Annotated in this window: 19 protein-coding genes; 3 read left to right on the plus strand and 16 right to left on the minus strand. The window is 58.8% G+C overall.

Annotated features, from left to right (window positions below; genetic code table 11):
• Positions 1 to 54: 54 nt before the first annotated feature.
• From AB1E37_RS22850 to pmbA, 10 genes are all read right to left on the minus strand, one after another.
• Entirely contained in the window at positions 55 to 795 is a 741-nt protein-coding gene (locus tag AB1E37_RS22850) for a KDGP aldolase family protein (protein ID WP_004186692.1), read from the minus strand.
• Positions 792 to 1,910, minus strand: a complete 1,119-nt coding sequence (locus tag AB1E37_RS22855) for a DgaE family pyridoxal phosphate-dependent ammonia lyase (protein WP_023317442.1) — start codon at positions 1,908 to 1,910, stop codon at positions 792 to 794. The genes AB1E37_RS22850 and AB1E37_RS22855 overlap by 4 nt, the downstream gene beginning before the upstream one ends.
• Positions 1,894 to 3,027: an amidohydrolase/deacetylase family metallohydrolase gene (locus AB1E37_RS22860; protein ID WP_004152268.1), complete on the minus strand. Its 1,134-nt coding sequence runs from the start codon at positions 3,025 to 3,027 to the stop codon at positions 1,894 to 1,896. Before AB1E37_RS22860 ends, AB1E37_RS22855 begins: the two co-directional genes overlap by 17 nt.
• 105 nt (positions 3,028 to 3,132) lie before the next feature.
• Positions 3,133 to 3,777: a DUF4310 family protein gene (locus AB1E37_RS22865; RefSeq protein ID WP_004152267.1), complete on the minus strand. Its 645-nt coding sequence runs from the start codon at positions 3,775 to 3,777 to the stop codon at positions 3,133 to 3,135.
• A 13-nt stretch (positions 3,778 to 3,790) separates the two neighbouring features.
• A complete protein-coding gene (locus AB1E37_RS22870) occupies positions 3,791 to 4,567 on the minus strand; it encodes a DUF4311 domain-containing protein (protein ID WP_002886897.1) in 777 nt (258 codons plus the stop codon).
• 21 nt (positions 4,568 to 4,588) lie between these two features.
• Entirely contained in the window at positions 4,589 to 4,888 is a 300-nt protein-coding gene (locus tag AB1E37_RS22875; protein ID WP_032448223.1) for a DUF4312 family protein, read from the minus strand.
• A 2-nt stretch (positions 4,889 to 4,890) separates the two neighbouring features.
• Positions 4,891 to 5,253 (minus strand): SFCGS family glycine-rich protein, encoded by a 363-nt coding sequence (locus AB1E37_RS22880; protein WP_002886895.1) that lies wholly within the window; start codon positions 5,251 to 5,253, stop codon positions 4,891 to 4,893.
• Positions 5,254 to 5,263: 10 nt separating this feature from the next.
• Positions 5,264 to 5,602, minus strand: a complete 339-nt coding sequence (locus AB1E37_RS22885; RefSeq protein ID WP_002886894.1) for a PRD domain-containing protein — start codon at positions 5,600 to 5,602, stop codon at positions 5,264 to 5,266.
• Positions 5,603 to 5,891: 289 nt separating this feature from the next.
• A complete protein-coding gene (gene cybC, locus AB1E37_RS22890; protein WP_002886893.1) occupies positions 5,892 to 6,278 on the minus strand; it encodes a cytochrome b562 in 387 nt (128 codons plus the stop codon).
• A gap of 36 nt (positions 6,279 to 6,314) precedes the next feature.
• Positions 6,315 to 7,667, minus strand: a complete 1,353-nt coding sequence (gene pmbA, locus AB1E37_RS22895; RefSeq protein ID WP_004152265.1) for a metalloprotease PmbA — start codon at positions 7,665 to 7,667, stop codon at positions 6,315 to 6,317.
• Between the two features lie 95 nt (positions 7,668 to 7,762).
• On the opposite strand from pmbA, the gene yjgA reads away from it, so the two are divergent.
• A complete protein-coding gene (gene yjgA / locus AB1E37_RS22900) occupies positions 7,763 to 8,314 on the plus strand; it encodes a ribosome biogenesis factor YjgA (protein ID WP_032448222.1) in 552 nt (183 codons plus the stop codon).
• A gap of 329 nt (positions 8,315 to 8,643) precedes the next feature.
• Here yjgA and AB1E37_RS22905 read toward each other — a convergent pair whose 3' ends face one another.
• Positions 8,644 to 8,760 carry a hypothetical protein gene (locus AB1E37_RS22905; protein WP_014342865.1) on the minus strand — a complete coding sequence of 39 codons (117 nt, stop codon included), beginning with the start codon at positions 8,758 to 8,760 and terminating at the stop codon, positions 8,644 to 8,646.
• 184 nt (positions 8,761 to 8,944) lie between these two features.
• On the opposite strand from AB1E37_RS22905, the gene AB1E37_RS22910 reads away from it, so the two are divergent.
• Positions 8,945 to 10,153, plus strand: coding sequence for an aldose 1-epimerase family protein (locus tag AB1E37_RS22910; protein ID WP_002886890.1), 1,209 nt, complete (start codon positions 8,945 to 8,947; stop codon positions 10,151 to 10,153).
• Between the two features lie 43 nt (positions 10,154 to 10,196).
• Here AB1E37_RS22910 and AB1E37_RS22915 read toward each other — a convergent pair whose 3' ends face one another.
• Complete coding sequence (locus tag AB1E37_RS22915; RefSeq protein ID WP_002886889.1) at positions 10,197 to 10,724, minus strand: GNAT family N-acetyltransferase; 528 nt, start codon at positions 10,722 to 10,724, stop codon at positions 10,197 to 10,199.
• Positions 10,725 to 10,792: 68 nt separating this feature from the next.
• Positions 10,793 to 12,166, minus strand: a complete 1,374-nt coding sequence (gene mpl / locus AB1E37_RS22920) for a UDP-N-acetylmuramate:L-alanyl-gamma-D-glutamyl-meso-diaminopimelate ligase (protein WP_002886886.1) — start codon at positions 12,164 to 12,166, stop codon at positions 10,793 to 10,795.
• A gap of 175 nt (positions 12,167 to 12,341) precedes the next feature.
• Between mpl and fbp the strand changes: the two genes are divergently transcribed.
• Positions 12,342 to 13,340, plus strand: coding sequence for a class 1 fructose-bisphosphatase (gene fbp, locus AB1E37_RS22925; RefSeq protein WP_002886827.1), 999 nt, complete (start codon positions 12,342 to 12,344; stop codon positions 13,338 to 13,340).
• A gap of 42 nt (positions 13,341 to 13,382) precedes the next feature.
• On the opposite strand, the gene yjfF is transcribed toward fbp, so the two are convergent.
• Genes yjfF through ytfR form a run of 3 tightly spaced genes read right to left on the minus strand, consistent with a single transcriptional unit; the run spans position 13,383 to position 16,906 of the window.
• The gene (yjfF, locus tag AB1E37_RS22930) at positions 13,383 to 14,381 is read right to left on the minus strand and encodes a galactofuranose ABC transporter, permease protein YjfF (RefSeq protein ID WP_002886825.1); all 999 of its coding nucleotides are present in this window, start codon (positions 14,379 to 14,381) and stop codon (positions 13,383 to 13,385) included.
• Entirely contained in the window at positions 14,368 to 15,393 is a 1,026-nt protein-coding gene (gene ytfT, locus AB1E37_RS22935; protein ID WP_004152011.1) for a galactofuranose ABC transporter, ATP-binding protein YtfT, read from the minus strand. Before ytfT ends, yjfF begins: the two co-directional genes overlap by 14 nt.
• A gap of 10 nt (positions 15,394 to 15,403) precedes the next feature.
• The gene (gene ytfR / locus AB1E37_RS22940) at positions 15,404 to 16,906 is read right to left on the minus strand and encodes a galactofuranose ABC transporter, ATP-binding protein YtfR (protein ID WP_002886772.1); all 1,503 of its coding nucleotides are present in this window, start codon (positions 16,904 to 16,906) and stop codon (positions 15,404 to 15,406) included.
• Positions 16,907 to 16,966 lie beyond the last annotated feature (60 nt).

Consider the following 16,966-nt stretch of genomic DNA (forward strand, 5'->3'; position numbering starts at 1 on the left):
ATGGTTCAGTGGGATAAGCTGCCCCTCACCCTTTGAGGGTGAGGGACAAGGGCACTACTTCACTAACTGTTTGGTCATCTCCAGCAGCTGGCGCACATCGGCCGGGCGGGTGTTGCCGCTGGCTTTATCGATAATCGAGCTGTAAATATGCGGGATGATTTTGCTCACCCCGGCATCGAGGGCGATTTTCAGGATCTCGCTGTAGTTTTCCAGATCGATACCGCCGGTCGGCTCGAGCCAGAAATCGTGCGCGGCACAGGCTTTAGCGACGGCTTCGAATTCGACGCGGTGCTTCAGGCCGCCCATCGGGAAGTATTTGATGGAGCTGCCGCCCATGTCTTTCAGCAGCGCGATGGCGGTTTCCAGCGGCACAATGCCATCCGCCGCGCCGCTGCTCAGCGGGCCGGTGGAGATCTTAACCATTCCCGGCGTACCGGTGGGAGAGACCAGGCCGTTGACCACCGTCTCGTTCTGCCCGAGCAGCGCGCGGCTGGTAGCCACGCCGGTGAAGACCTGGTTGACGTGCTGCGGCTGCACCTGGCGAGAAATCTCGCTCACCATCGCCGACTGGTTTGGATCGCCTGCCCCCAGCCCGACGGAGAGCGCATTATCGATCAGCTTCGCGTAGTCGCGCATATCGGCCACCGCGCTGGCGACGTCCGGATAGTTTTTGGAGAGCACGCCGACCAGGACGTGACCTTCCGCCGCGTCGTAAATTTCACGGGCGTTGTCTTTGCTGCCCGCCAGGACGTTCAGGCACACGCGGTCACGGTAAAAGTTTGGGGTCAGTTTCATGCTTGTTTCTCCTTATTCAGAACTTCTGCGATGCGGCGAGCGACCACCTCCAGCTGCTGCGCGTTTACGCTGCGGACATCGGCTTCGATAATGCCTTCATTCGCTTTATAGCCGCGGAAGTAGATGGCGTATTCGCCCTGCTTCAGCGCGTTAACCAGATCGCCGGTATTCACGCCGGTCGTGACTTCATCAAATTTAATTTCGGCGCGGGCGATATCACGGCCCGCGCTATCCCACACCACGCGGGCGGTCACGCCGTTAAGCGCGTTGAGCTGTTCGATAAACGGCGTCATCTTCGCCACCATCTGCTCGCCGCTCTCTTTGCTCGCCGTCAGGTAGTGTTCAATGGCGCAGGTCAGGCCGAGAATGCCCTCTTTACCCACTTTCATCGCCCGGCCAATCCCCATCGACTGGCGCTTAACCCACTCGACGTACTGCGTTTTGCCAATCACCAGCCCGCTGGTCGGCCCTTCAATCGCTTTCGCGCCGCTGTAGATAACCAGGTCGGCGCCCATGCGGTAGTAGCACTGCAGATCTTCTTCCGCCGCCGCATCGACGATCAGCGGTACGTTATGCTGGCGCGCCACTTCCGCGGCCTGCGCGACGTTGAGCATGCTTTTCTGCACGCAGTGGTGGGATTTGATGTACAGAATCGCCGCGGTGCGCGGAGTGATCGCCGCCGCCAGCTGTTGGGCAGAACATTCGTTGGCGTAGCCCGCTTCCACCAGCTTACCGCCGCCCAACGCCACCATCGTGCCAACCGGCGCGCCGAAGTTGACGTTGTGGCCCTTCGGCAACACGATTTCGTTATTTTCAATCGGGGTAACGTGCAGGTTCTCCAGCAGCCAGTCGCTGTCTTTCACCAGCACCGCCGCTACCGACTGGGCAATCCCCGCCGATGCGCAGGAGACCACGGTCGCCCCTTCCACATCCAATAGTTTGGCGATGTACTCGCCGGTTTTATTCACCAGGTCTTTCATTTCAAAGTACTGGTTCATACCGGCCATCGCGGCTTCAACCACTTCCGGGCGCGGTGTGGAAACGCCCAGCGCCGTCATGCGGCCAGAAGTATTAATCACCTGTTTTAAATGGTATTTCTCAAAAATCGAAGGCATGTTCCGCGCTCCCTTGTTCGGTCAGATAGCCTTTGCCCGCGCGGATCGCGGCCAGCGGCACCAGAATGTTGTCAGCCTGCAGGCTCTCTTTTTCGGCATCCACCAGCAGCGTGGGCCGGTGCTCCAGGCGAAATAGCGTTAAATCGGCGTCGAAGCCCACTTCCAGCCGCCCTTTACGCGACAGGCGCAGCCCTTCGGCGGCGCTGACGGTCACGCAGTCAATCACCTGCGGCAGCGTCATGCCGATGGCGAGGAATTTCGACATCACCAGCGCCAGCGAGCGCACCGGGCCGTCGATCCGGTTGCGGCAGTAAATATCGGAGCTAATGGTGTGCGGCAGAATGCCCAGCGCAATCGCCCGCCGCGCCACCTCAAAGCTGAAGCTGGCGGTGCCATGGCCGACATCGAGACGCACGCCGCGCTGCAGAGCGCGAGTAATAGAGCTGCGCAGCTCGCCGGCAGGATTCAGAATGCGGTTCGGCTTGCCGTTATAGCAGTGGGTAATGATGTCGCCGCTGCTCAGCAGATCGGCGATTTCATCGAGGTTCGGCGGGTTATTGCCGATGTGCACCATCAGCGGCAGATCGTCGTTTTCCTGCTGAATGGCCTTGGCGCGCGCCAGCGGCGTAATGCCGTTTTCGCCCACCACGCTGCTGCTCATCCGCGCCTTCAGGCCGACGATAAAGTCGGGATGACGCTGCACCGCCTGCTTCACCGCGGCGGCGTCGATATTGGCCATATTGGCCAGCTCATTCTGCGCAATCAGCCCGACGCGGGAGATGTTGAGCAGCGCATAAACTTCCGTCGCCGCTTTACGGGTCAGTTGATAGAAGTCATCGACGTCGTCGGCGCCGGTGCTGCCGGCATCGATCACGGTGGTGACGCCGGTGGCGATGCCGACGCTATCCGGCTCATCGTGATAAATCGGTGAATTCGGGTAGCAGTGAACGTGAGAGTCAATCCAGCCAGCGCTGACGTAAACCTTGCCGTTCAGCTCAATGGTTTTACGGGAGGGCGCGCTAATCTCGCCCAGCGCCGCGATTTTCCCGTCCTGAATGGCGATATCAGTCAGGGTATCGTCGACGAGGCGCGCGCGGCGCAGGAGTAAATCAAACATAGCTATCTCCTGATGAAAAGAGTGTACGGATGGCGGCGTACCGCCTTATCGGGCCTACAAACCGCGCTGGCTTGTAGGCCCGATAAGCGCAGCGCCATCGGGCGCTTAGCTAATCGCCACCGGGAAGATGGAACCGAGGATCATCGCCCCGAGGATGGCGCCGCCGGTGATCGGTTTCTGCCAGATGTAGAACAGCAGTGCGCCAACCAGCGAGCCAATCCCGATAGGAATCGAGGCGGTCATTGCGCTGAGGATGATCAAGGGACCGAGGAAGCGGCCGGAGGCGTTACCGGCCCCCATCATCACGTCGGCGCCGTAGGTGGAATCGCTCTGGTTGATGGTGAACTTACGCGCCAGAATGATGATGTAGCCCACCGCCAGGCCGAGGACCAGGCCGGTGACCAGCGACGCGGCGAAGTTCGCCACCGGGAAGACAAAGCCCGCGCCGAGCAGCAGCGCCGGCACGCCAAGACCGATACCGGTCTGTATCGCTCCGCCGATATCGAGGATCCCTACCAGCGACCCTTCGATGATGCGGGCGAACAGGAAGCTGGCGCCAAACGCCGCCACCGCGCCGTAAACGCCGGTATCAATCCCCGACTTCAGCATCGCCACGAAGGCCACTTCGTTAAAGGCGCCGATGCCGTACAGGTAGTACATGTGGGTCCCGGCGAAGACGCCGGAGGAGAGCAGGCCAACAAAGATCGGGAACGACCAGTCGGCATACCAAAAACCTTTATTCTGTTCCATTATCCGGCTCCCGTTACTTGCCGCTGAGTGAGTTGTGGATCATGTCCAGCCAGTTCGGCACGGTCAGATGGAAGGATTCGATCATCTTCATGTCGAAGCCGCGGAAGAAGCCGCTGAGGACAAACAGCGCGACGATGGCCACCATCATCACTTTAGTCACCCGGTTCCAGCCGCTCTCTTCGACGCCTTTACCGATCAGGATCCCCAGCACCAGACCCGGTACGGCGTTACCCATAATCAGCTGCGCGGCGCCGCCGAAAATCGTCGCCCAGAAGCCTGATTTTTTACCGGCATCGATCGCCGCCAGCCAGAAGATCACCGGCATCACGGTGTTCACCAGCAGGTTTGCCGCCGGCACCAGCACCTTAACGGCGGTGACCTGCAGCGCTTCCGGTACGGACGAGGCGGTCAGGTTGAGGAAGGCGACGACGATCATGCCGATGATGCCGCAGGAGATGGCCATTTTTTTCGGATCGTGCAGCGTTTCGCCGACGTTACGATTTTTCAGCATCAGCGCCGCCGCGCCCCAGTTGGGGATAATGCGGTGGTCAACATCCTGGGTGAAGGAGCCTGCTGCAACGGAAGAGGCCCAGGCGTTAAAGAAGAAGCCAAGGCCAAAGGAGAAGTGGGAGGCCGGATCGCCCTCACAGGAATTCAGCTCGCCCAGGGTTCGAAACGCCCCCATCCCCTGCGTGGTGGGGGCATGAAACATGCGTGCCGCTCCGGCGCCCACGCCGACGCCGACCAGGCCGCCGATGATAAGCGATTTTATTAAAATTATCAGGAACATAGTCAGACCTTATGCTAACAATCAGGTTTGCGTGACGAAATCCACTTTATCGAGATCGATGGCGGTCACGTTGACGGTGACGTCCAGCTCCACGCTGTAGGTCCGTCGTTCACGGCGCAAAAAGAAGGACAGAAACGCCTCTTTTCGTACCGCTTCGCGCGCATGAACAACCGTCACGTCCTGTGGCTCAATACGCAGTAGGATGCGCGAGGATGATTTCATCACCGCAGCCTGCACATGGTTCAGGGCATCGGCGAAGGCCCGTGATTTGCTTTCGCCTTTGCCGGCAACCCTCACCGTGGTGGTGAATTGCTCTTTCATACTTATGCGCCGTATTTCTTTTTCCAGGCTTCTACCAGCCGCTCGCCCAGCTCTTCTTTATCCATAAAGCCGAAGCCCAGCACGTTGCAGCCTTCGTTGATAGCGGTGACGCCCTCATCAATAGAGCGCATGCCATATTTTGCTTTGTAGCCGTATTTGGTCTGGGCGGTGATGGCGCCAGCGCCGCCGCTGCCGCAGAAGGAGATGCCGAAGGTGGCGTTTTCCGCTTTCATTATGTCGCCAAGCTTCATGTCGGCCGCAACGCCAGGGACGACCACAGCACGTGCGCCCGCTTTTTCAGCGCCTGCGGCGACTTTTTGGCCTTTACCCAAACGGTCGCCAATGACTACAGTGATTTGTTCCATGTTTTGCTCCTTACAGGTTATCTTTCGCGACTTCGAAGTGGACGGAGAGCAGCCAGGCCTCTTCATCAGGCAGGTTGCCGAACTGTGCGACCACTTCGCGGGCCAGCATCATTGAATCTTCAGAAATTTCTTCGAACAGACTGGCATCCACTTCCGGTAGCGGTTCGCCGCTGATTGACCGGTGGGCCATGGCCCGCACGTGGGAAGTCAGCATTTGCTCCTGAACGTCGTTAGGGACGATGTCGTGACGGCTTAACAGGGCGAATACCTGCTGTAACATCTTGTCAGCCAGGCGTTCGGTCTGCGCCGCCTGCTCCCCTACGTCGTTTATTACCGCTCCGTTATTCACTTGTGTTACCCCGCTGATGTCTCTGGAATCCAAAGTAGCGCCGGGGGACAGGAGTTTGTAGCGAGTTGTTTTCCACTTCGAAGTGGAAAGGGAGAAGGCTTAGGTGATCGACTCCACATATTCGCCGGATAAATGTAAAAACAGGCGATATGACGTGATGCGCATCACAACAATGAGCGAGGTTTAGCGGAAAACGACCGCAGAAAGACCGGAAAAAGAAAAGGGAAAAATGTGATACAGGTAGGCTTTCAGGTGGGAGGCATCGGCTGATGCCTCCCGAAAAGAACGGTTAGCGGTACTTCTTATGATAGGTATTGCGGGTGGTTTTAAACTCCTCCGCGGCGGCCTGCGCCTCTTTCACCTTGCCTTCGTTCGCCAGCTTCAGCGCACCGTCGATCTGGCCGATCAGAATATCCAGACCGTGACGGTAATCTTTCATCTCAGCGCTGTCGGCCGCTTTGCCTTCCAGCTTCGGCGGGGTCTCTTTCTGAGCATCGACCGCGGCGGTACGCATCTTATTCAGCGCCGCTTTCAGCTCGCCGGCGTCGGAGGTCTTCTGTACCACTTGCAGGTTTTCTGCCAGAGTGTCCATGTCTTCGCCCAGGTCGGCGAAGGCCGACGCTGAACCGAGCGCAAAAGCAGAGACAGCCAGCATCGCTAACAGTTTTTTACGCATTGCTCACTTCCTTTTTATTATTTAAGCAAACAGGTGTTATTGCCCGGCGATTTTCATCTCCGGCAGCAGCACAGAACCGCACTGAATGTTGCTGCGCGTTTCAATATCATCGCCAATGGTCACGATATTACGCCACATTTCTTTCAGATTTCCTGCAATGGTGATCTCACTGACAGGATATTGAATTTCGCCGTTTTCTACCCAGAAGCCGGATGCGCCGCGTGAGTAGTCGCCGGTGACGCCACTGACACCCTGCCCCATCAGTTCGGTAACCACAAGACCGGTGCCCATCTCTTTAAGCATCTTTGCAAAACTCAGGCCGCGGCCGTTAATGCGCCAGTTGTGGATGCCCCCGGCGTGGCCGGTGCTTTTCATCCCCAGCTTGCGCGCTGAGTAATTGGTCAGCAGCCACTGGGTCAGCACGCCGTCTTTGACGATATCGCGACGTTCGGTGCGCACGCCTTCGCTGTCGAACGGCGTGGAGGCCAGCCCTTTCAGCAGGTGCGGATGCTCTTCAATGGTCAGCCACTCCGGCAAAATTTGTTTGCCCAGCGAATCGAGCAGGAAGGTCGATTTACGGTAGACCGCGCCGCCGGCAATCGCTCCGACCAGGTGGCCAAACAACCCGGTCGCCACTTCGTTGGCGAAAATGACCGGCGCCTTCATGGTCGACAGCTTACGCGGCGCCAGGCGCGACAGGGTGCGGCGGGCGCACTCTTCCCCGACCCATTCCGGGGACTGCAGATCCTCGATTGCCCGGCCAATGGTGTAGGCGTAGTCGCGCTCCATATCGCCGTCATCTTCCGCAATGACGCAGCTGGAGAGGGAATGGCGAGTCGAGCAGTAACTTTGCAGCATGCCGTGACTGTTACCGAACACTTTGATGCCGTAGTGGCTGTTAAAGCTGCCGCCTTCGGTGTTGGTGATGCGTTTATCGGCCTTCAGGGCCGCTTGCTCCGCGCGGGCGGCCAGTTCGATGGCGTCGTCCGGAGAGACCTCCGCCGGGTGGAACAGGTCCAGATCCGGGGCGTCAAAGGCCAGCAGATCTTTATCGGCTACGCCGGCAAACGGGTCCGGGGAGGTATAGCGAGCGATATCCAGCGCCGCCTGCACGGTGCGGGCGATAGCGTCCGGGCTAAGATCGGTGGAGGAGGCACTGCCCTTGCGGTTCTGATGGTAAACCGTGATGCCTAATGCCCCATCGCTGTTGAATTCTACATTCTCCACTTCGCCATAGCGGGTGCTGACGCCGATGCCCGTGGTTTTGCTGACGGAAACTTCCGCACCGTCAGATTTACCTGCCGCCAGTTCCAGTGCCGTGGTAACGGCTTCTTCCAGCGTCTTACGCTGCTGTGCAACTTGAGAGATGACTTTCATTGCTAATGCCATAATGTAAGAAGGAGTTAACTGAAGTCTAACAGAGAACCGTTTTTCAGTGCGCGCCTTAACTGGTAACATTAGCCTCTTTTTTTAAGGAGCCTGAGATGACAAAGCAGCCCGAAGACTGGCTCGACGACGTGCCCGGTGATGACGTTGAAGATGAAGTTGATGAAATCATCTGGGTCAGTAAGAGTGAAATTAAGCGCGACGCGGAAGAACTGAAGCGTCTTGGCGCGGAACTCGTTGACCTGGGGAAAAACGCGCTGGATAAAATTCCGCTGGATACCGACCTGCGCGACGCCATCGAACTCGCCCAGCGAATCAAAAAAGAGGGTCGCCGCCGCCAGCTGCAGCTTATCGGCAAGATGCTGCGCAACCGCGATGTCGATCCGATTCGTCAGGCGCTGGACAAGCTGAAAAACCGTCACAACCAGCAGGTTGCGCTGTTCCACAAGCTGGAGCAGATCCGCGACCGACTGATTGACGACGGGGATGACGCCGTCGCTGAAGTGCTGAACCTGTGGCCAGATGCTGACCGTCAGCAGCTGCGTTCGCTGATCCGCAATGCGAAGAAAGAGAAAGAAGGCAACAAGCCGCCGAAATCGGCGCGCCTGATCTTCCAGTATCTGCGTGAACTGGCGGAAAACGAAGGCTAAGTCCCCCTGTTTTTGCCCGCAATAGTCTCCCGGATGGCGGCGCGCTGCGCCTTATCCGGGCTACGGTTCCCTATATCAAACGGTTACTCACACCGTAGGCCCGCGCAAGCGCAGCGCCGCCGGGCAAGCTGTACCAGACCCCGTTCCCGTCGTTGTGCCGGATGGCGGCTAACGCCTTATCCGGCCTACGGAGCCCTGTATATCAAACGGTTACTCAACACCGTAGGCCCGCGCAAGCGCAGCGCCGCCGGGCAAGCTGTACCAGACCCCGTTCCCGTCGTTGTGCCGGATGGCGGCTACGCCTTATCCGGCCTACCTTCACCCCAGCTCTAAGGCTTGCGCCAGCAGGGGGATTCCCGTCGCATCGCCTGAATCCCCTCATCCACACGACGATACGTTTGTTTATAGCCTGACTTATCAAGCTGAATCGTTAAAGCTAAAAACAATATAGATCACATATTCTGGTGATAAATACGTATTACATAGCAAGATAATACGACTTCCATCCCATTTATCCTCAGCAAATCGGCCGTTTTCTCACCAGGTGAGGCGCTTCACATTTTAATCACCCCCATGCCGGTAGATTTCACACGTCAATGACACAATCGATTCAGCAAAAAGGGAATAAAAATGAAAAAGACATTGGTTCTGACGACGATCGCCCTGCTGGTTTCCGGCTCGGCCGCGGCAAAAACATGGGTGCTGACGAACGCTGAAGAGGGGATGGATAAAGGAAACTGGCAGATCAACAGCGATCAGCTGAAGGTGAAAGATCATGCGTTCAGCATTGAGCAGAAAGTCCTGCACGGCGGTAAGCAGGAAGGCAGCAAAATCCTCACCATTCATAGTAAAGACGGCCTGACCATCACCCTGAGCCCGACACGCGGCATGAACTTGCTGCGTATTGAGGGTTTCGGCAGCCGGATGGGCTGGGATTCGCCGGTTAAAGAGGTCGTCAACCCGGCGTTTATCAACCTGGAAAGCCGCAATGGCCTCGGCTGGCTGGAAGGATTCAACGAGATGATGGTCCGCTGCGGCTATGAATGGACCGGCCATCCGGTGACCGCGGACGGGCAAATTTATACCCTACACGGCAAGGCGGGCAACACGCCGGCCTCTCTGGTGGAGGTGGAGGTGGCCGACAGCGCGCCGTATGAAATCCGCATCCGCGGGCTGGTGAAAGAGAGCACCTTTAAAAAAGCCGATCTGCAGACCCTGACCGAACTGCGCTACGTGCCGGGCAGCAACAGCTTCAGCTTACATGACGTCTTAACCAACCATGCCGACTATCCGCATGATTATCAGATCATCTACCACAGCAACTTCGGCACCCCGATCCTCGAAGAAGGCGCGCGTTTCCTCGCCCCGATGTCCAGCATCAGCCCGTTCAATGATTACGCTAAGAGTGGGTTAAAAACCTGGCAAACCTATCAGGGACCGACCAAAGATTTTGACGAGATGGTATTTAATATTCAGCCCCTGGCCGATGAAAATCACCAGACCCTGGCCGCCGTGGTCAACAAAGCGGGCGATAAAGGGGCCTCTATTCAGTTTGATACCCGTCAGCTGCCGGTCCTGACGCTGTGGAAAAACACCGATACCGTCAAGCAGGGCTACGTCACCGGTATCGAACCGGGGACCAGCTACGCCTATCCGGTCACCATTGAACGCAAACAAAAACGCGTGAAACAGCTGCAGCCGGGCGCCAGCGCGCAGTTTGATCTAACCTACACCCTGCTGCACGACAGCGCCCAGGTAGCCGCCGTTGAGCAGAAAATCGCTAAGATTCAGGGCGATAACAAAGTCGCGGAGAACGAGACGCCGATCGCCAAAGAGTAACAGCGCCGCCAGTCGAATGCCCGGAGCGGTACGCCGAGCCGGGCTACTCCCGCCCCATCACCTCGTGCCCGAGATCCCGGGCAAACTGCTGATACTGCCGCTCATCGATCGGCTGCGGGTAGCTCAGCACCAGCAGCTCATGATCCGCAATGCCCTGATGATAGCTCGGGTGATGATGCGCCCAGGGATTAGCATGGAACCCCATCGACTGATAAAAGCGCAGCCGTTTATGGGCGATGGCCGTGGTTAGCGGATCGATTTCCAGAATGGTCAGCGGGGCGCGCGTCAGGATCTGCGCCAGCAGCTGTTTACCATAGCCGCGGGAGCGCAGCGTGTCGTCGATCGCCAGATGTTCGATATAACCGTAGCCGGCAAACTGCCAGCAGCCGCTGAGGCCGACAAAGACGCCTTCATCGAACCATGCTTCCAGCGCGTAGCGCGGGTGGCTCAGCGCCTGACGTTTGGCCTCGCTTTCGCGCTGCTCGTGCCACGGAAAGGCGCGCGCGTAAAGCGCGTCCAGCATGGCGAAATGGGGCGAGTCGGTAGAACGTACGCTTTCGCAGGTCAGCATCACACAATTCCTGGTAGCTAAAATAAAACTGCCCTCACGCGGAGGGCAGTTACCGGAGGCGTACGCGCTTATTCAGCCGCGGCCGCTTTTTGCGCCAGCTTATCCAGCAGCTTCTGATGAATACCGCCGAAGCCGCCGTTGCTCATCACCAGGATATGGTCGCCCGGGTGGGCGGTTTTGACCACCATCTCCGCCAGGGTATCGACGTCGGCGCTCCAGTGGGCCGGCTGGACGCAGGCTTCCGCCACTTCCGCCACCTGCCACGGAATATGCTGCGGCTGCAGGAGGAACACTTCATCGGCGCGGCCGAGTGACGGCGCCAGATCGTCCTTGCAGACGCCCATTTTCATGGTGTTAGAGCGCGGCTCCAGCACGGCGAGAATGCGCGCGGTACCGCCTACTTTACCGCGCAGCGCCTGCAGCGTGGCGAGGATTGCCGTCGGATGATGGGCGAAATCGTCATACACGGTGACGCCGTTGGCTTCGCCCCGCAGCTCCAGGCGACGGCGGGCGTTGATAAAGCTGCCCAGCGCGTTCGCGGCATCCGCCGGCAGCACGCCGACGTGACGCGCCGCGGCAATCGCCATCAGGCCGTTATGCATATTATGCTCGCCGACCAGCGCCCACTTCACTTCGCCGACCTTTTCGCCGTCGAGTAAGACTTCCCACTGCGAGGCGTCGGCGTTCAGTTTTTTCGCCTGCCAGTGGCCCTGCTCGCCCACCAGCTCCTGCTCGCTCCAGCAGCCCATCGCCATCACCTGCTTCAGGTTGATGTCGTTCTCCGGCAGGATAATTTTGCCTTTGCCCGGCACGATGCGCACCAGATGGTGGAACTGTTTCTGAATCGCCTTCAGGTCATCAAAGATGTCCGCGTGGTCGAACTCAAGGTTGTTGAGGATCAGCGTCCGCGGGCAGTAGTGAACAAACTTGGAGCGCTTGTCGAAGAAGGCGCAGTCATATTCGTCGGCTTCAATGACGAAGAACGGGCTGTCGCCCAGGCGCGCGGAGACGTCGAAATTGCCCGGAACGCCGCCAATCACGAACCCCGGTTTATAGCCGCAGGCTTCAAGGATCCAGGTCGCCATGCCGGCAGTGGTGGTTTTGCCGTGGGTCCCGGCGACGGCCAGCACCCAGCGATCGCGCAGCACGAAGTCGTGCAGCCACTGCGGGCCGGACATATAGGGAATATTATTTTCCAGCACCGCTTCAACGCACGGGTTGCCGCGAGTCATGGCGTTACCGATAATCACCAGGTCCGGCCGGGGCTCCAGCTGGCTGGGGTCATAGCCCTGAATTAAATCAATCCCCTGGTTTTCCAGCAGGGTGCTCATCGGCGGATAGACGTTAGCATCCGACCCCGTTACCTCATGACCGAGGGAGCGCGCCAGCATGGCCAGCCCCCCCATAAACGTGCCACAGATTCCTAAAATATGAATGCGCATTCGTCATTTCCTTTTCTTATCCGGGGCACATTTTACCCATATCCCGGGCCCTGGCGAAATGCATTTCAGGCGAATCTGTATTTTGCTGGCGCGATTCACCTGTGCGCACTTTTTTGATTCTTTGTTAAGATTGTTGCGTTCGTTTTACTCAACATAAAAATGCAGGGAACGAGTTATGAAAACGTTAGGTGAGTTTATTGTTGAAAAGCAGCACGAGTTCTCCCACGCCACCGGTGAGCTGACTGCTTTGTTGTCAGCAATAAAGTTGGGCGCCAAGATCATCCACCGCGATATCAACAAGGCCGGTCTGGTCGATATCCTGGGTGCCAGCGGTGCTGAAAACGTTCAGGGCGAGGTTCAGCAAAAACTCGATCTGTTCGCTAATGAAAAATTAAAAGCCGCACTGCGAGCACGCGATATTGTTGCCGGGATTGCCTCTGAAGAAGAAGATGAGATTGTCGTCTTCGAAGGGTGTGAACACGCCAAATACGTGGTGCTGATGGATCCTCTGGATGGCTCCTCTAACATCGACGTTAACGTCTCTGTCGGTACGATCTTCTCTATCTACCGCCGCGTGACGCCTGTCGGCACGCCGGTGACAGAAGAAGACTTCCTGCAGCCGGGCAACAAGCAGGTGGCCGCGGGCTATGTGGTCTACGGATCGTCGACGATGCTGGTGTATACCACCGGCTGCGGCGTTCACGCCTTCACCTACGACCCGTCCCTTGGCGTCTTCTGTCTATGCCAGGAGCGCATGCGCTTCCCGGAGAAGGGCAATACCTACTCCATCAACGAAGGCAACTATATCAAATTCCCGCAGGGCGTGAAGAAGTACATTAAGTACTGTCAGGAAGAGGACAAAGCGACTCAGCGTCCTTATACCTCACGCTATATCGGCTCGCTGGTGGCGGACTTCCACCGCAACCTGCTGAAAGGCGGCATCTATCTCTATCCGAGCACCGCCAGCCACCCGGAAGGCAAGCTGCGCCTGCTGTATGAATGCAACCCGATGGCCTTCCTCGCCGAACAGGCGGGCGGTAAGGCCAGCGACGGTAAAGAGCGTATTCTGGATATTATCCCGGAAAGCCTGCATCAGCGTCGCTCCTTCTTCGTCGGCAACAACCACATGGTAGAAGACGTCGAGAACTTTATTAAAGCGTTCCCGGACGCCTAAGCGCCCTGCCCGCTCCTCCCGCGCCTGCGGGAGGAGCATTTCTTAGCGACTCCCCGCCCCGCTCACCCGCGTCACCGCCGCATTCTGCCGATTTTCCCACAGCACGGTCAGCCCACGCTGCAGCGCGATAAAGATAAACAGCAAAATGCCGATGGCGATTTTCGTCCACCATGAGCTGAGGGTGCCGTCGAAGTTGATGTAGGTCTGAATCAGTCCCTGGATCGCCACCCCGAACAGCGTTCCCAGCACGGTACCGACGCCACCGCTGAGCAGCGTACCGCCGATCACCACCGAGGCAATCGCATCCAGCTCGACGCCGACGCCCGCCAGCGCATAGCCCGCCTGGGTATAAATGGAAAAGACGATCCCGGCCAGCGTCGCCAGTCCGGTGGAGAGCATATAGATACGGATCGTGGCGCTGCGAGTCGAAATCCCCATCAGATTCGCCGACGTGGCGTTGCCGCCGATGGCATACACCTGGTTGCCAAAGCGGGTGCGATGGGCGACAAAAATACCGGCCACCACCACCAGCAGCATCAGCAGTCCCATGGCGCTGAGACGACCGCCGCCGGGAATGGTCCATGCCAGCCCGGACAGGGTGTCGTACACTGGGTGGTTAATCGGAATCGACTCCTCTGACACCAGATAGCTCACGCCGCGCAGGAAGAACATGCCGGCGAGGGTGATGATAAAGGCCGGGATCTTCAGGGCGTCAATCAGCAGCCCCATAAACGCGCCGAAGGCGCAGCCCATCACCAGCACCAGCGGAAAAGCCACCAGCGGCGAGATTCCCCAAAAGCCAATTGCTTTGGCGAGGAAGACGCCGGTAAAGGCGATCACCGACCCCACCGACAGATCGATCCCGCCGGAGAGGATCACAAAGGTCATGCCCACGGCGATGATCCCGAGGAAGGCATTATCCGTCAGGATATTGCAGATCACCCGCGTTGAGGCAAAACCGGGGAACTGGGTCAGGCAGTAGAGGTAGCCCAGCACAAACACCGCAAGGGTGATCATCAATGGTAAATTACGTTTTATCATGGCCGCGTACCCCTTTCAGTAAACCGATAAAGCGCGGCGACTGGACAATCAGTACGCACAGCACCACCACCGCTTTCACCACCTGGTTGAGCTCCGGCGGGAAGCCGGAGAGCAAAATCCCGGTGTTCATTCCCTGGATAATCAGCGCCCCCACCACCGAGAGCAGCAGGTTAAAGCGCCCGCCCATCAGCGAGGCGCCGCCGATGACCACCGCCAGAATGGCGTCCAGCTCAAGCCATAGCCCGGCGTTATTGGCATCCGCGCCGCGGATGTCCGCCGCCACGATGATCCCGGCGATCGCCGCGCAGACGCCGCTCAGGACATAGGCCAGCATCACCACGATGCGGGTATTGACGCCGGCGTTTTTCGCCGCGCGGATGTTGATCCCTACCGCCTCAATAAACATGCCCAGCGCCGTTTTACGGGTAAACAGCCAGAACAGCAGCAGCGTAGCGGCGGCGACGATCACCGGCGTCGGAAACAGCAGAAACGATCCGCTGCCGAGCCACGCCAGGGCCGGGGAATCAAAGGTGACGATCTGCCCAGCGGTGATCAACTGCGCCACCCCGCGCCCGGCCACCATCAGGATCAGCGTCGCCACAAAGGGCTGGATCTTAAGGACCGCCACGAGGATGCCGTTCCACAATCCGGCCAGCGCGCCCGCGGCCAGCGCGGCCAACAGCACCACCGGCAGGCTGTGCCCGGCGACGGTCATCGAGGCGGCCGTCGCGCCGGCAATCGCCATCACCGCCCCTACCGACAGGTCGATGCCGCCGGTGGCGATCACCAGCGTCATGCCAATCGCCAGCAGCGCCACCGGCGCGGCGCGGTTGAGAATATCGATCGGGCTGCCAAACAGGCGGCCATCCTGGAGCACCACCTGATAAAAATGGGGCGCCACCAGGCTGTCTACCAGCAGAACCAGCAGCAGGGCAATAATCTGCGGGGTGCCCTTCGGCCAGGTGAAGCGTCGCTTCTCCGGGCCGGTTTGCGAAAGAGATCGAGGCATCATGGGTTACTCCTTATGCCGCAATAGCGTTCATGATCGCCGGAACAGAGAGCTCGGCGAGCGGGATCTCCGCCACTTGTCGGCGATCGCGCAGGATAATGACCCGATCGGCGTAACCCACCAGCTCCTCCAGTTCAGAAGAGATAACCAGCAGCGCCAGGCCATCGGCGCAGAGGGTTTCAATCAGGCGAATAATTTCCGCATGGGCGCCGACGTCGATGCCGCGGGTCGGCTCATCGAGGATCAGGAACTGCGGTTTGGTCAGCAGCCAGCGGGAGAGCAGCACCTTCTGCTGGTTGCCGCCGGAGAGAAACTCGATCGGCTGCTCGGCGCTCGGGGTACGGATCCCCAGCTGGCGAATAAAGCGCTCGGCGATCTCATTCTGCTCCCGGCGGGGGATCGGCCGCAGCCAGCCGCGCTGCGCCTGCAGGGCGAGAACGATATTTTCCCGCACCGAGGCAGCGGCGATAATGCCGTCGGTTTTGCGATCCTCCGGACAGAAGCCGATCCCGAGGCAGGACGCCTGATGCGGGGAGCGCAAGGTCTGCGGTTTGCCTTTGATCCACGCCTTCCCGCTGTCCGCCGTTTTAATGCCGAAGATCACCTCGGCGGTTTCCGTGCGTCCGGAACCCAGCAGGCCGGCGAGGCCTACAATTTCGCCCGGGCGGACCTGCAGGTCAAACGGGGCGATGGTTCCTTTTTTACCGTAGCCTTCAAACGCCGCTACCGGTTTATCGCTCAGCAGGGTACGGCCCGCCCGCTGCAGGGCATTGTGGTCCAGTTCGCGACCCAGCATCATTTTCACCAGCTCAATCTGCGGCAGCTCGCGGGTCTCGCGGCAGCCGACGAAGCTGCCGTTACGCAGCACGGTGATGCGGTCGCTGACCGCATAGACCTGGTCGAGAAAATGGGTGACGAAGATCAGGCTGACGCCGTTATCCCTGAGCTGGCGCATCAGGGTGAACAGCATCTCCACCTCCTGGGTATCGAGGCTGGCGGTGGGCTCGTCGAGGATCAGCACCTTGGCCGACAGGTCGATGGCCCGACAGATAGCGACGATCTGCTGCATCGCCACCGAAAAGCGGTTCAGCGGCTCGCGCACGTCGAGGGAAAAGCCGTAGGAGGCCATCAGCGCCGTCGCTCTGGCCTCCATCTCTTTACGTCGCAGCAGACCAAACCGCCGCGGCTCACGGCCGATGAACAGGTTATCCGCCACCGACATATTGGGCAGCAGGTTCACTTCCTGGTAGACGGTGCCGATCCCCAGCTGCTGGGCATGGGCGGTATTTTTGGGCGAAATAGCCTGGCCTTCCAGCCAGATAGTGCCGCGATCGGCATGGTAAACGCCGGTCAGCGCTTTGATCAGCGTCGATTTTCCGGCGCCGTTTTCGCCCAACAGGGCCATGATTTCGCCGCGCCGCAGGCTAAAGTTGACGTTATCCAGCGCCTTAACGCCGGGGAAGAATTTACTAAGTCCTTCGGTGCGAAGGATCTCCTGGTGTGCCTCGGCGCTCATAATCGATGTCACCTTCAAATGATGTCAGGTTACCCCGGGTCGCGCTGGGCTTCCCGGGGT

Origin of the sequence: Klebsiella sp. Shm-1, from assembly GCF_040804525.1 — a bacterium.
Classification (GTDB): domain Bacteria; phylum Pseudomonadota; class Gammaproteobacteria; order Enterobacterales; family Enterobacteriaceae; genus Klebsiella; species Klebsiella pneumoniae.

Excerpts from the sequence above, each read along its gene's own strand:
- AB1E37_RS22850 (WP_004186692.1), bottom strand. The coding sequence starts at position 795 with ATGAAACTGACCCCAAACTTTTACCGTGACCGCGTGTGCCTGAACGTC.
- AB1E37_RS22855 (WP_023317442.1), bottom strand. The coding sequence starts at position 1,910 with ATGCCTTCGATTTTTGAGAAATACCATTTAAAACAGGTGATTAATACT.
- AB1E37_RS22860 (WP_004152268.1), bottom strand. The coding sequence starts at position 3,027 with ATGTTTGATTTACTCCTGCGCCGCGCGCGCCTCGTCGACGATACCCTG.
- AB1E37_RS22865 (WP_004152267.1), bottom strand. The coding sequence starts at position 3,777 with ATGGAACAGAATAAAGGTTTTTGGTATGCCGACTGGTCGTTCCCGATC.
- AB1E37_RS22870 (WP_002886897.1), bottom strand. The coding sequence starts at position 4,567 with ATGTTCCTGATAATTTTAATAAAATCGCTTATCATCGGCGGCCTGGTC.
- AB1E37_RS22875 (WP_032448223.1), bottom strand. The coding sequence starts at position 4,888 with ATGAAAGAGCAATTCACCACCACGGTGAGGGTTGCCGGCAAAGGCGAA.
- AB1E37_RS22880 (WP_002886895.1), bottom strand. The coding sequence starts at position 5,253 with ATGGAACAAATCACTGTAGTCATTGGCGACCGTTTGGGTAAAGGCCAA.
- cybC (WP_002886893.1), bottom strand. The coding sequence starts at position 6,278 with ATGCGTAAAAAACTGTTAGCGATGCTGGCTGTCTCTGCTTTTGCGCTC.
- pmbA (WP_004152265.1), bottom strand. The coding sequence starts at position 7,667 with ATGGCATTAGCAATGAAAGTCATCTCTCAAGTTGCACAGCAGCGTAAG.
- yjgA (WP_032448222.1), top strand. The coding sequence starts at position 7,763 with ATGACAAAGCAGCCCGAAGACTGGCTCGACGACGTGCCCGGTGATGAC.
- AB1E37_RS22910 (WP_002886890.1), top strand. The coding sequence starts at position 8,945 with ATGAAAAAGACATTGGTTCTGACGACGATCGCCCTGCTGGTTTCCGGC.
- AB1E37_RS22915 (WP_002886889.1), bottom strand. The coding sequence starts at position 10,724 with ATGCTGACCTGCGAAAGCGTACGTTCTACCGACTCGCCCCATTTCGCC.
- mpl (WP_002886886.1), bottom strand. The coding sequence starts at position 12,166 with ATGCGCATTCATATTTTAGGAATCTGTGGCACGTTTATGGGGGGGCTG.
- fbp (WP_002886827.1), top strand. The coding sequence starts at position 12,342 with ATGAAAACGTTAGGTGAGTTTATTGTTGAAAAGCAGCACGAGTTCTCC.
- yjfF (WP_002886825.1), bottom strand. The coding sequence starts at position 14,381 with ATGATAAAACGTAATTTACCATTGATGATCACCCTTGCGGTGTTTGTG.
- ytfT (WP_004152011.1), bottom strand. The coding sequence starts at position 15,393 with ATGATGCCTCGATCTCTTTCGCAAACCGGCCCGGAGAAGCGACGCTTC.
- ytfR (WP_002886772.1), bottom strand. The coding sequence starts at position 16,906 with ATGAGCGCCGAGGCACACCAGGAGATCCTTCGCACCGAAGGACTTAGT.